Origin of the sequence: Chondromyces crocatus (genome assembly GCF_001189295.1) — a bacterium.
Classification (GTDB): domain Bacteria; phylum Myxococcota_A; class Polyangia; order Polyangiales; family Polyangiaceae; genus Chondromyces; species Chondromyces crocatus.
On sequence record NZ_CP012159.1, the window covers coordinates 5,393,906 to 5,406,926 of the forward strand.

The 13,021-nt window shown below is 69.0% G+C and carries 6 protein-coding genes; 3 read left to right on the forward strand and 3 right to left on the reverse strand.

What is annotated here, in order from left to right; all coding sequences use genetic code 11:
* Positions 1-21: 21 nt before the first annotated feature.
* From CMC5_RS19845 to CMC5_RS19855, 3 genes are all read right to left on the reverse strand, one after another.
* Positions 22-981, reverse strand: coding sequence for a hypothetical protein (locus CMC5_RS19845; RefSeq protein ID WP_050431886.1), 960 nt, complete (start codon positions 979-981; stop codon positions 22-24).
* A 155-nt stretch (positions 982-1,136) separates the two neighbouring features.
* Complete coding sequence (locus tag CMC5_RS42740; protein ID WP_245678534.1) at positions 1,137-2,156, reverse strand: PP2C family protein-serine/threonine phosphatase; 1,020 nt, start codon at positions 2,154-2,156, stop codon at positions 1,137-1,139.
* Positions 2,157-2,507: 351 nt separating this feature from the next.
* Entirely contained in the window at positions 2,508-5,036 is a 2,529-nt protein-coding gene (locus CMC5_RS19855; RefSeq protein ID WP_169796598.1) for a serine/threonine-protein kinase, read from the reverse strand.
* Between the two features lie 221 nt (positions 5,037-5,257).
* On the opposite strand from CMC5_RS19855, the gene CMC5_RS19860 reads away from it, so the two are divergent.
* From CMC5_RS19860 to mutS, 3 genes are all read left to right on the forward strand, one after another.
* Positions 5,258-7,021 carry a YncE family protein gene (locus CMC5_RS19860; RefSeq protein ID WP_245678535.1) on the forward strand — a complete coding sequence of 588 codons (1,764 nt, stop codon included), beginning with the start codon at positions 5,258-5,260 and terminating at the stop codon, positions 7,019-7,021.
* Positions 7,018-10,158 carry a hypothetical protein gene (locus CMC5_RS19865; protein ID WP_050431889.1) on the forward strand — a complete coding sequence of 1,047 codons (3,141 nt, stop codon included), beginning with the start codon at positions 7,018-7,020 and terminating at the stop codon, positions 10,156-10,158. The genes CMC5_RS19860 and CMC5_RS19865 overlap by 4 nt, the downstream gene beginning before the upstream one ends.
* A gap of 112 nt (positions 10,159-10,270) precedes the next feature.
* Entirely contained in the window at positions 10,271-13,003 is a 2,733-nt protein-coding gene (gene mutS / locus CMC5_RS19870; RefSeq protein ID WP_050431890.1) for a DNA mismatch repair protein MutS, read from the forward strand.
* Positions 13,004-13,021: the final 18 nt, after the last annotated feature.

The window sequence follows — 13,021 nt, forward strand, 5'->3', positions numbered from 1 at the left end:
GCGTGGCCTGACACGATGGTTTCAGAACCGTGTCATCAAGGCACCGCCGAGCCCGCCGGACAGGGGCGTATTGCGCCACTCGTCCCGGTCGAGTCGAAGCGGTCCCGGGGCGACGCTCGTCGCGACGTCGGCGCGGAGCTGAAGCAGAAAGCGTTCGGAAAGGAAGAGTTCGACGCCTGCGCGGAGGCCGACGCTCACGGCGGCATAGCGGCCTCCTTGTTCGAGCCGTTCCGGGTTGTGCAGGTGGAGGAGGCCAAACTCTCCGGCGGTGCAGGCGAAGAAGAGCGACTCGTGGACGCACGCGGAGACGGCGAGCCCTTCGGATCTCAGCTCGAGGGGGGTCCCGCGGTCACCGTAGGTTGCCGCGGGGGGACGAAAGCGCCCCTCGAGGGAGAGGGAGTGCGCGGGCCAGCGGAGCTGGACGTGGAACAACGCGGCGAGTGTCGGGTCCGTGGCGTACCCGAGGGAGAGCTGGCCGCCGACTCCCAGCCGCAGCTCGGTACGTCGCGCGGGCCCGGGCGGGGCAGCTTCGGTCGTTCCCGGGGGGGTCCGCGAGAGATCGTCGTCTCCGAAGGGGGTGAGGGTGAACGCGATGGCGACCGCGAGGTACTCGAGGAGGGTGAAGCAACCACGGGGATCGTCAGGGACCACGAACTCACGCGCTTCGAGTGGTCGATCGGCGTCCAGGTAGACGACCCTCCCCGTGAGGTCGTGGTCACGACGGGCGATGGTGACGATGACCGCTGTCCGGGCGGCGTCATCGAAGGGCGAGTGGCCGAGGCGGACGCTGATTTCCTCGCGGAGGCGTTTTTCTCCGGGGCACTGGAGCACGTCGGGTGAGGTGCGGAGCTCCAGGCGGACCGGGACGAGCGCGGCGCTCGGCTCGACGCGCTCGGTCCTTGCGGCGGCGTTCTGGGCGACGGCAGGAGCGGTGGTACAGAGAAGGGAAAGGCCGCAAAGGAAGGTCGCAGCGCGTCGCACCGCGGCGCATTCAGTCGACCGCTCGGTGGCCTGTCAAGCGCAGTGCAAGCGAGGTGTCGACACCGAACCAGACGTTGCCGAATTGGTGTTCGTGGTGAGAAACCTGCGTCGAACTCAGGAAGACGAGGGAGCCAGCGTACGCACCCGGGCGTGCGTCAGCTGGCGCGCTTGACGATCTGGGCGAGGTCCTTGGGATCGCTGACGCGGACCAGGATGACGGTGATGTTGTCACGCCCGCCACCCTCGTTTGCGCGGTCGATCAAGGCAGCCGCCGCCTTCTCGGGATCGGGTTGTGCGACGAGGACGTCCTGGATGGCGTCGTCGGTGGCCATCTTGGAGAGGCCGTCGGAGCAGAGCAGGTAGACGTCTCCGGGACGCGGGCGCGCGATCACCAGATCGATCTTCACCGCAGAGGCCACGCCGAGCGCGCGGCTCAGGTGGTTCGCGAGCGGACCCGTGATGCCCGCAGCGCCCATGGTGTGATCGGTCGTGAGCTGGCGCAGCTCACCATCGCGCAGGCGATAGCACCGGCTATCACCGACGTGGCCCACGTAGAGGCGCTGCTTGTTGGGTGAGAAGCGAGCGCTGATCAGCGTGGTCCCCATGCCCATGAGGGAGCGGTCCACCTGAGAAGCGTCGTACACCGTCTTGTTGGCGCGCTGGATGGCCGTGGCGAGTTCACTGCCGCGTCGGGGGACATCCGGGTACGGCGCCTCCTCCGTCCAGTTCGCTTCCTCGAAGGCCTTCTGGATGGTCTCGACGGCGAGGCGGCTCGCCACGTCGCCCCCCTTGTGACCACCCATGCCATCGGCGACGGCGAACAGGTGGTAGTCATCCATGCAGAGGTAGCAGTCCTCGTTCTTGCGGCGCTTCTGACCCAGGTGGGTCTGCCCGACGGCGCTGATGAGGACGAGCGGGGAGGAGCTGGTGGGCTCGTCGATGGCCGCGTCATCGTCGTAGATGATCGGCACCGCCGAGGGCTGCTCGATCTCACGCTCCTCGCGGGCTTCCTCTTCTTCGTCCCCGTAGGAGGGCGAGCTGGGGCGCGAGATGGGCGAGTTGATGACCTCGGGCGGGGTGAGGGTGATCAAGGTGAGGTCGTCGTCCTCGTCCTTGTGATCGATTTCTTCTTCGTCTTCGTAGTCGGGTCCGCTGCGCCGTCGCGGGGCGGTCACCCCTCGACTGGTGGAAGCGGGTCCCGAACTCAGGGGTGCGGCGCTCTCTTTGGGAAGAGAATCACTCCGCGTGCCCGAATCCTTGGCTTCGCTAGGGGGTGGGGTTGGCTGGGCTCCGGCCGCGGCATTACGACGGCTTCGGTCCTTCATATAGAAGTACCAGAAGACCAATCCAATGAGTGAGGAGCCCAGGAGGAGGGCGGCTGCAAGTTCGGCCATCGTCCCGGTGACCACCGTAGCAAAGGCCAGGCGTCTCTCCGAGAGTTACGTGCAGGGGGGCTGCCGAATGCGTCCGAGAGGCGTTTCGAATCGACGCGCACGGTGTGGGTGAGCGACGCCAGCGCTCCCGCTTCAGGGCTCACCGAGCTGCGTGAATGGCGCAGAATCGCAGGGTAGAGCGCGTGTCGGGGGATGCGCCGTGGCGAGGTGCTGGGCGCATGGTCGCGGGTGCGAGGCGCGCACGAGAGGACCTGTCGGGCCGGCGTCAAGTACTATCAGCCCTGCGGACGAGAGAAGCTGGAGGGTCCGTGACGCGTCGGCTCCAGCGGCAGCGAGCACCGCGCTGCGTGGCAAGGGCGCCGGGGCAGAGGCGACGAGCGCGAGGAGCTTTCGCGCTTCGACAGGGAGCGCTTCGATGCGGGTCGCGATGACCTCCTGGAGGAGCGGGCGGCCTCCGTGACGGGCATGCGATGCCAGCGCCTCCAGCCAGCGCGGGCAGCCGCCCGATTCCAGGGCGATGCGCTCCGCCTGTGCGACCGCGGCGGGGCAGCCTTGGTCTCCCTCCACCCTGCGGTCCTCGTGAAGAAGCGCCTGGGCGAGCTGTCGGGACTCGTGGCGGGAGAGGGCGCCGAGCTCGATGACCGTGGTGACGGCGAGCGTGGCGGCGAGCGCGGTACAAGCGGGGGGCTCGGTGTCGCGTGGGTCTCGCCGGAGCCCCGTGCGGTGCGCAGTGATGAGGAGGAGGGTGGGGGCGCCTGGCGGACGGAGGATCTCTCGGAGCATCTCGGCGCTCTGGGGGTCGCCCCATTGCAGATCGTCCAGGAGAAGGAGGAGGGGGGCGCGGGAGGTGAGGGCGCAGAGCAGCGATCGGAGGGCGGTGGTCGCCTTTCTCTTCAGAGAGGCTCCCTGGAGGTCGGCGAGGGGACCTCGGGGGAACACGGCGGATGCTGCGGCGCCTGCCCTCTCCAGCAAGGGCGCGACGTGGGCGAGGACAGGGAAGACCCTCAGGAGGGCGCAAGCTTCCGCAGGCTGGAGTGCAGTGCAGGCGCGTGCGGCGTCGAGGGCGCGCTCCTGGTGTGCGGCGTCGGGCGAGAGAGCCGCAGTTCCAGGTCCGCCGAAAAGCTGGCTCAGCGCATCGACGATGCCGTCGAGGAGCTTGAAGGGGAAGTCTTCGCGGTCGTGGCAGCGGCTGCTGAGGACCACCGGGCCTTTCTCCGGAGGCGAGGCGGGGCCGCTCGGATCGCGCCAGCCGCGGGGAGCCCAGCTCGCAGCGCAGGGCTCACGTCGGACCGTGCGTACCGTCATGGGGGGGGCGTCCTCGAGTGAAGCGAGCGTCGGGTCGGTGCGCTCCGGTGAAAGCGCGCGAGGCGCGGGGGGAGCCGGGGGAATGGAGGGGAGCGGAGGGGAAGAAGGAGGGTCGAGCGGGGAGGCTTCGCATCGGACCCGATGTGTGAAGGCTCGAAGGAGCGTCGTCTTGCCGATGCCCGCCGGGCCACGCACGTGGATCCAGGCAGGCTTGCCCGGTTCGAGAGTGCGGTAGGTGTCGATGAGTTCGTCCAGCGCTCGGGCGCGCCCGATGAGGAGGCCATCGGGGGGCTCGGTCAGCGTGTCCTGAGAAGCTGCGGGATCGATGCACGGAGCCCAGTGCGTGATGCAGGGAGTCCGGGAGGTGGGCGCGCTGCCGTGGGCCAGGAGGGCGTGCAGGAGCTCGGGCGCGGTGGGGCGCTCGGCAGGGACGCGGCGAAGAAGGGAGACGCACAGGGCGTCGAGATCAGGGGGAACGCCCTGGGTGATCGCCGAAGGGGGCCGCGGTTCCCCTGCGAGCTTGGCGCTCAGGATGTCGAGCGCGGAGCCAGCGAAAGGGAGCTGGCCCGTGAGTGCGTGGTAGAGCACGCCTCCGACGGCGTACCAGTCGCTCGCGGGGCTCGCGGTCGCGTCATGGGCCTGCTCCGGCGCCATGTACCCAGGGGTCCCTTCCCCGTTGCGCCCGTCTCGCTCTCCTGTGGCGCTGGTCAGGCCGAAGTCGAGCACCACGAGGCGCCCGCCAGGGGTGATCAGCAAGTTGGCCGGCTTGATGTCTCGATGGACCTTCCCTGCGCGGTGGAGTGCATCGATGGCGCACACGAGCTGGAGGAGCGCTGCGCGGAGCGCGTCGAGCCGCGACGCTGGGCCGCGGGGGCGAGGAGACTGCTGGAGGTTGGTGTCCGATGCAGGGTCGACCGGCCGGACAAGGCCGTTCCGCGCGCGAACGCCGCGAACGCCTGGTGATGAGAAGAGGGCTCGCAGGCGCCCGCTCTGCCATGTGCGATGGACGTCGGGTGGCCCGCCGTTGCGTCGCGCCGAGGGGGCGCGGCGCGTGGCGTCGGAGCGGTGCGCTGCGAGGTGTTCGAGGAAGTTCTCTCCTTCCACGAGTTCCATCGTGAAAAACCAGATCCCCTGGTCGCAGACCAGCTCGTGGAGGGCGACGAGGTTGGGGTGAGAGAGGTCCGCCGCCACACGGAACTCGTGCTTCAGGCGGTAGAGACCGGCCGGGTCCAGGCGCTCCAGCGTCTTGAGGGCGACCCGGTGTCCGTTCCGGCGATCGATGGCCTCGTGGACGACCCCCATGGTGCCCGCGCCGAGGCGCCGACCGAGCTGGTACGCGCCCAGGACAGGGGGCATGGAGAGGGTGGGGGTGGAGCGCGCGGCGCTGGACGGGGGGGCCATGTCCTGGCGAGCACCGATTGCCCGCTCGGGGGGGATGGGTCGGACCGAGGAGATGCCGCAGCGCATGGCACCTGGGCCATGCAAGAGGCGGGACCAACCCCGTCACGCGCCAGCTGATGCCGGACCACCCGAGCGGGTTGCCTCGCTGAGGGCTGCTGACTAGGCTCCGCGCCCGCATGATTCTTAGCCGCGCAACCCTCCGCTGGCCGCGCGCGATGAGCGCCGGAGCTGCGGTCGCTCTCGTCGTCGGGACTGCGGCTGCGGGGTGCTTCACCGTCGACGCAGGGAACGCACCGCCGCGCGACAGCTTCTACTTTCCCACCGGGCTCGCGATCTCGCCCGGCGGGCAGGCCCTTTTCGTCGCGAACTCCGACTTCGACCTCCGGTACAACGGTGGCACCGTGCAGGCGCTCGCGCTGGCGAACGAGGGCGGCCTGAGAGAGCGCGCGCTCTGTATCCAGGGCGCTCTGTCGAAGTTCTCGCCGCTGCCAGGGGAGAGCGAAGAGGCCGCGGCGAGCTTCCGGTCGTCGTGCGAGGCGCTGCTTCAAGCGGGAGGGGCGAGGCCTCTCCCGTGCGGCAACCTGGGCAAGAACCCGAACCCGGTGCTCTACCCGGGGCCTTGCGCTCCGCTGGGGGTCGAGCCCTTCATCACGCGCTCCGCCATCATCGGCGCTTTTGCTTCGGGAGCGGTCCTGGTGCATCCCCCGGAAGGACAAGGGGAGGGGGCGCGTCTGTTCATTCCGGTGCGAGGCGACCCGTCGGTCTCGTTCTTCGACATCGAAGACGATCGGTCGTGCGCCGCAGAACCAGGCGCTTGTGATCGCCCGGTCCGCCTCGACTGTGGAGCGGACGGCGAAGGGCGATGCGGCGCCGATTTCCGGGTCGGCGAGAACCCGTATGAGAGCCCGCGCGCCCTGCGGTTGCCGCTGGAGCCCGTGGGCCTGGCCGCAGGCGCCACGGGGAACGCGATCGTCACGGCGCATCAGACGCAGACGGCGGCCAGCCTGATCCTGAACTCGTGGACCTCCAAGCCCGTGCTCACGTACGTGCTCTCGGGTCTTGCGGACGGCCCGACCGAGGTGGCTGCCCTGCCGACGCCAGGGTTGGCGGCGGCATGCGGGGACGCGATCAGCTACCAGCCCGGGTTTCTGATGACGTACCGCGCCGCCCCGGTCCTCGACCTGCTCCGCTACGAAGCCGACGCAGGTTCCGCGCCGCCCCGCGGCTACCTCACGCGGGCATCACGGCTCAACATCAGCGTGAACACGAACGGGACCGACTCGCGCGGGATCGCCGTCGACGACAGCGAGCGGCGTACGTGCGAGGTGGCGTGCGATGCGCAGTGGCAAGCGTGTGAGCCGGGTTGTTCCGGGGAGCGCCTCTCCTGCCTGGCGGCCTGCACGGAGATCCCTGTCCGGTTCTTCGTGGCGAATCGCTCTCCCGCCTCGCTGCTCGTCGGTCAGGTGCGGACGGTCCCCGTCACCTTCGAGGGCGCTCCGGGTGAGAGCGATCGGGTGTGCGGGCCGCAGCGCTTCACGAGCGCGTACGAGATCATGGAGCTGCAAGACTCGGTGGCGCTGTCCTATGGCGCCTCGCGGGTCTCGCTCGGGCACATCATCGGGAAAGACGGAACACCCCAGCTCAGGGTGTTCGCCGTGGCGTTCGATTCGAGGTTCATCTTCTCGTACGATCCGGCGGCCCGGCGCGTCGATGCCATCATCCGTACGGGGCGAGGGCCTCACTCGATCGCCTTCGACACCTTCGCGCCAACGGGCGAGGCCGGCAGCGGATCGCAGAGGCGGGCTCATTCCTTCATGTATGTCGCGCACTTCACGGACTCGTACATCGGGGTGGTCGATCTCGATGCGCGCCGTCCAGAATCCTTTGGATCCATGGTTCTGACGCTGGGCAACCCGCAGTCGCCTCAGGAGTCGCAATGATCCGGCGCGCGCTCGCGTTGGCCATCCCCATCGTCGCCGTCGGAGCCGCCCTCGGGCCAGGCTGCGCGCAGCGCTCCGTCAACGTCAACGTGCGCTCGCTGGAGCGCTCGGGGCGGGCCTCCTTCGTCTGCCTGGCGGCCCCTGGAGAATCTCCGGCGCTACCGCTGACCGCTTGCTCGCGGCGCGTGGCTGCCGATCTGGATGACTTCGGCGTCGATGAGGCGGGGAACACCACGCTGCCGCATCTTTACGCCCTGGTGACGCAGACGACCCGCGGCGAGATCGCGGTCATCGATCTGACCACCAACGCCAACCCGGTGCTGGATCAGGATCCACGGGTGCCCGGGGCCAACTTCCTCCACGTGGGCGCGCAGCCGGTCGACATCGTGTCGACGACGGGGGGGTCGGCGACGTTCGTGGCGACGGCCGAGATCGGGCGTGAAGGGATCTTCGTGCTGCCCTCGACGATGATCCGGCCTTCGGCGGAGCGGCCCTCTCAGGGGCTGAACTCGTGGCCTGGATGTTCGTTGCCCTCTGCGCCAGGGGAGATGCTGCTCGCCATCGATCCGGCGGGGCCCGAGGGAGAGCGTGGGTCGTGTGACGTGCCTTATGGGTCGCCCTACCTCTCCGAGGAAGGGGAGCCGGTCGTTCCCTTCCAGCACGGTGATCTCGGACCCGAGGGGATGGGTCGACAGAAGCTGGTGGTGACCTTGCCCGACATGGGCGGGTTCGTCGTCATCGATGCTCAGCGCCTCCTCGATCGCACCGCGGGTTCCTACGCGGCCTGTCCGGTGGAGCGCTGGGTGCCGCTCAAGGCCGAGCTGCCCCCGCCAGGGGATCCGCCGAGCCCTCCACCGATGGTGGCCTGCGTGAACCCTGAGCCGGTCACGCCGTCGACGCTTCCGCTCGGCGCACCACGCCCCTCCGGGATCGCGCTCAGCGGAGAGCGCCTCTTCCTGGGCGACCTCGAGCAGCCCCTGATCCACACGGTGGATCTGCGGACGCCTTGTGCGCCCGTGGAGCGCCCCCCGCTGTTGACGAGCTCCCTGGTGGAGCCGCGCCGGATCGTGACGACGACGCGCCTCGGCGTGAGCGAGGCGGCCACGGTGGACTTCCGTCGCTACCTCTATGCGGTCGATGCGGACGAAGGCAGTCTCATGATCTTCGACGTCAGCGATGGCGCGACGCAGCGGACGCCGCTGGTTCGTCCGCACGCGGAGTGGAACCCGTTCGCCCCTCCCGATCGCATCCAGTTCAACGCGCCAGTGCGTGACGTGCTTCTCGCCAGCCGTGATCTGCCGGTGGTCGATCCCGAGACGGGCGTCGCCCTCGCGGGCATGCGCTGCGATTCGGATCCGCGCCTGGTGGTGTGCAGGGACGCTTCGGATGCGGGCTGCGATCTGGAGACGCTGTACCGGACCTCGTCGACGTTCGACACGGGGGCGAGCCCCACGAAGCTGCGTGGAACGTTTGCGCTCGCGCTGCTCACCAATGCGCAGATCAGCGTGATCGATGTCGACGACCTCGACGCAGGGTGCCGTGGTCCGAAGTTCTTCAGCCGCACGCTCGGGTGCTCGGCGATCGGTCCCTCGGGGTTCGGTCCGCCGGAGAATGCGCCTCCAGGGGACATGGACGCCGATGGCGTGCCCGACGGGGAGGACAACTGTCCCTTCCACTACAACCCCGACCAGGCCGATACCTTCGAGAGCGAGGCGGGAGGGACACCCGACGGGATCGGGGATCGTTGCGATGGTCCGAACAGCGGGCTGGCCAGCACCAACGAGGCCTCCTGCAACACCGTCGTGCGGAACACACCCCGCAGCCTGAACTACCTCTACACGAGCGAGGAGACGGGGCTTCGCGGGGAACCAGGTCTGCAGCTCTTGCCGCTGCTGTATGACCGGGCAGGTACGGCTCAGCCGGATGGTGATGAGCAGCCGCAGATGCGCGCTCCCGTCCCGGCGGACGGGACCACGGCGCTCGCCCTGGCGGTCGGGAACCAGCGGCTCTCCATCAACACGTACCTTCAGAACGCGGACGGCAGCCCGGCGACGTACCCGAGGGCAGGGCAGATCGACGGCCGCAATGCGCTGCTGATGAACCTCGAAGATCCCCGTGCGCAGGTGGCAAACCAGGCCTGGGCGGTGAGCTACGAGGGGACGCTCCCTGGCTTTGGAGGCAACGTCGGCGCGGTCCGATGCGCAGCGGGCTGCGAGGGGGATGCGTCGGGAAAGCGGTGGGATCTCTACGACTCGGCAGGCCTGTTCTGCGGGCGTGGGGTGGAGAGCGCGGAGAGCGTGCGCGAGCAACTGGAGGCTGCCGGGGAGAGCGCGTCGGATGCAGAGGTGCGCGGCCTCGCGGACTTCATGGAGATCGCCTCCGATCTGCCGGATGAGTCCAACGCGCACTGGACCGACCCGAGTCGAGGCGTGTGCACGTACGACAGCTGCCGCGCCGAGTTCGGTCTCGCGGCGTCTCCCACGCCGCGTCGTGAGTTCACCATCCGGGAAGCCTACGAGGATCACCTCGTCCTCGACCGGCCTCAGCTCAACGACCCCAGCTCGGATCTCAACTGCTGCTTCCCGGGCTCGATGACGTATCGGGTGCGGGCGCGTGGGCAGTGGATCGCCTCGTCGCAGGTCACGGGCTTCCTGCACCACGTCATCGCGGATCCCGAGACGAGCGTCTGCCGGAACTCGTGTGATCCGACGCTGGCGCGGATGAACGGTCGTGTGCGTTCGGCGACATCCTCCACGCCCGGATGCCCGCTGGCCGAGGCGCGTCCTGGTGACGTCGTCGTCTGCGAGGGGGATCCGAGGCTCCTCGTGAACCCGATGTTCCAGCTGGCGATCACGGAAGGGCGGCGTGCCTGCGGGGGTGACAGCGAGTGCCCTGGCACGCCGTGCGAGCAAGGGAGCTGCAGGGTGCCACCTCAGCGTGACATGCAGTTCCGCTTCTCGACGCAAGGTGCCTTCATCCCCGTCCAGGTGAACCTCGCGTCGAGCACCTCGGACATGCAGCCGCAGTCGCTGCGGTTCCTCCCCGCGACCGGAGAGCTCGCAGTGACCGATGGGTCGCTGGAGGGTCTGCTGCTGATCAACTTCGGTTCTCTCTCGATTTCTCGCCAGTTCTACTGAGCGAAAGCGACTTCGAGCGGCATCCATTCCGGGATGCATCCTCGTTCTTCCACGACAAGCGACAAGAGCGTGCAAGTGGACCTCTCCGCTGCTCGCGGCTAAGCACAGGGCGATGTCTGCGCCCGTCTCGTCTCCCGCTCGCAAGAAGCTGACCCCCGTGATGCGTCAGTACGAGGACGCGAAGGCGGTTCATCCCGACGCGATCCTGTTCTTCCGGCTGGGCGACTTCTACGAGATGTTCAACGAGGACGCGGTGCTCGTCTCTCGGACGCTCAACCTCACGTTGACCAGCCGCAACAAGGGTGAGCCCGGTGAGTACCCGATGGCTGGCGTCCCGTACCACGCGGCCCATGGCTACGTGGCGAGGCTGATCGCGCTGGGTCACAAGGTGGCGATCTGCGAGCAGATCGGAGATCCTTCGAAGATCAAAGGCCTGGTGCCACGCCAGGTGGTCCGGGTCATCACCCCGGGGCTGGTCACGGAGAGCGAGCAGCTCGACGCTCGGGCCAACCACTACCTGGCCGCCGTCGATGGGATGAGCACAGCGTCCGGGGCTGCGATGGCAGGGCAAGGCTATGGGCTGGCCCTGCTGGATTTCTCGACGGGTGAGCTCTCGGCAGCCATCCTGCCCGACGCTGCGACCTTGCTCGCGGAGCTTGCTCGTTCAGAACCGCGAGAGGTCCTGTTCGGGGGAGGGCTGGAGGAGCTGCGCGCCGCAGCGGCAGCCGTGATCCCTCACGCAGCGCAGCGAGCCGACGAGGACCTGGAGACCGCGCACGTGGGGCCGACGCTGGACGAGGCTGCTGCCGAGCCGATCGCCGAGCAAGCCCTGGCCGAGCATCCCCTCATCGCCTGCAGGGCAGCGGCGCGTGTCCTGCGGTTCGCTCGGCGCTGCTCGCCTGGGGCTCGGGTGCCTGTCCGTCGCATCGCCCCCTATGACGCCTCGGGGACGCTGCGGATCGACGAGACGGCACAGATCCATCTGGAGCTGGTCAAGGCCTCGGATGGAGGCCGTCGTGGGTCGCTGCTCGACGTGATCGACGCGAGCGTCACGCCCGCAGGGGCCAGGTTGCTCCGTCGTCGTGTCCTGACACCGCTCACGGATGTCGCTGCCATTCGCCGTCGGCTCGATGCGGTCGATCTGTTCGTGAACCACCCGCGCGCACGGGCCGAGCTCCGAGAGGCGCTGGGAGGGGTGGGGGATCTGGAGCGGCTCGCGGTGCGGGCGCTGCTCGGCGAGGCGACCCCACGGGATCTCGGTGGGCTCCGTGATGGACTCTCCTCGGCCCCCGCGGCGATCGCTGCGGTGCGATCGATCCCCGACGTCGAGGGGGGGCTGGTCGAGAGGCCGGCTGCAGAGAGGACACCGGCCACCGCGGCTTCTGGAGACGCGCGGGATGAGCCGCTCGGTGCGGATGTCGATCCCGTCTCGGAGCTGCTGACGGAGCTCGCCGCGGCGCTCGTGGAGCGCCCGCCGCCGCACGGTCGCGAAGGCGGGATCTTCCGGGAGGGCTACGATGTGGAGCTGGATGAAGCCCGGGCGCTGGAGAAGAGTGGCACCGAGCACATCATGGCGCTCGAGGCCAAGCTGCGGGGGCAGACGGGGGCGCCGTCCCTCAGGATCCGGTACACGCGGGTCTTCGGCTGGTACATCGAGGTCACCAAGGCGCACCTGTCCAAGGTGCCGGAGACGTTCCGGCGCAAGCAGACCGTGGCCACGGGGGAGCGGTACACGAGCGACGAGCTGGACGACCTGGCGGATCGGATCGAGCACGCCGGGGCGCGGGCGCTCGAGCGAGAGGCCTCCCTGTTCGAGCGGCTGGTCCGCAATGTGGCGATGGCCTCGGATCGGGTCCGCGTTCTGGCGCGCCGCTTCGCCGAGTGGGATGTCGCCGCTGCGCTCGCAGATGTGGCGCACCGCCACGACTATGCACGGCCTCATGTCACGGCAGGAGAGGCGCTGGACATCCAGGCGGGGCGGCACCCGGTGGTGGAGCGCTACGCCGCGGCGGGGAACTTCGTACCCAACGATACGAAGCTGGATCTCGCGGAGGAGCGCCTGTGGCTGATCACGGGCCCGAACATGGCCGGTAAGTCCACGCTGATGCGGCAGGTGGCCCTGATCGTGGTGCTCGCGCAGATGGGCAGCTACGTGCCAGCGCGCGCCGCCGAGATCGGCGTCGTCGATCGCATCCTCTCGCGCGTGGGAGCGAGCGACAACGTGGCCCGGGGCGAGAGCACCTTCATGGTCGAGATGCGGGAGACCGCGACCATCTTGCGTGAGGCGACACGTCGCTCGCTGGTCATCCTCGACGAGATCGGGCGCGGGACGAGCACGTACGATGGCCTGGCGATCGCCTGGGCCGTCGCAGAGCACCTCCACGAGGTCGTGGGCTGTCGGGCCATGTTCGCGACGCACTACCATGAACTGACGGAACTCGCGCGGCGTGGCTCGGGGATCGCCAACCACTCGGTTTCGGCTCGCGAGCACGGTGACGACGTCATCTTCCTTCACAAGCTCGAGGCCGGTCCTGCGAGCAGGAGCTATGGCGTCGCGGTGGCCCGGCTTGCGGGGGTCCCCGAAGGTGTGCTGGCCAGAGCCCGCGCCATCCTCGGTACGCTGGAAGGAGGAGCGGCCTTGCCCGGCGGCAAGCATGCCTCCCTCCGCGGTCGATCGCGCTCCGGGGCGGTACAGCTCGACCTCTTCGCGGAGGCTCGGCCCGTCGTCTCCGCAGAGCAAAGCGCCGTGATGGACACGCTGCGCGCCGTCGACATCGAGCGCCTCACCCCGCTCGACGCCCTCCAGCTCGTCGTGAAGTTGAAGGGGCTCCTGGGCGCCTCGTAGCCGCAACTGGCGTCGCGT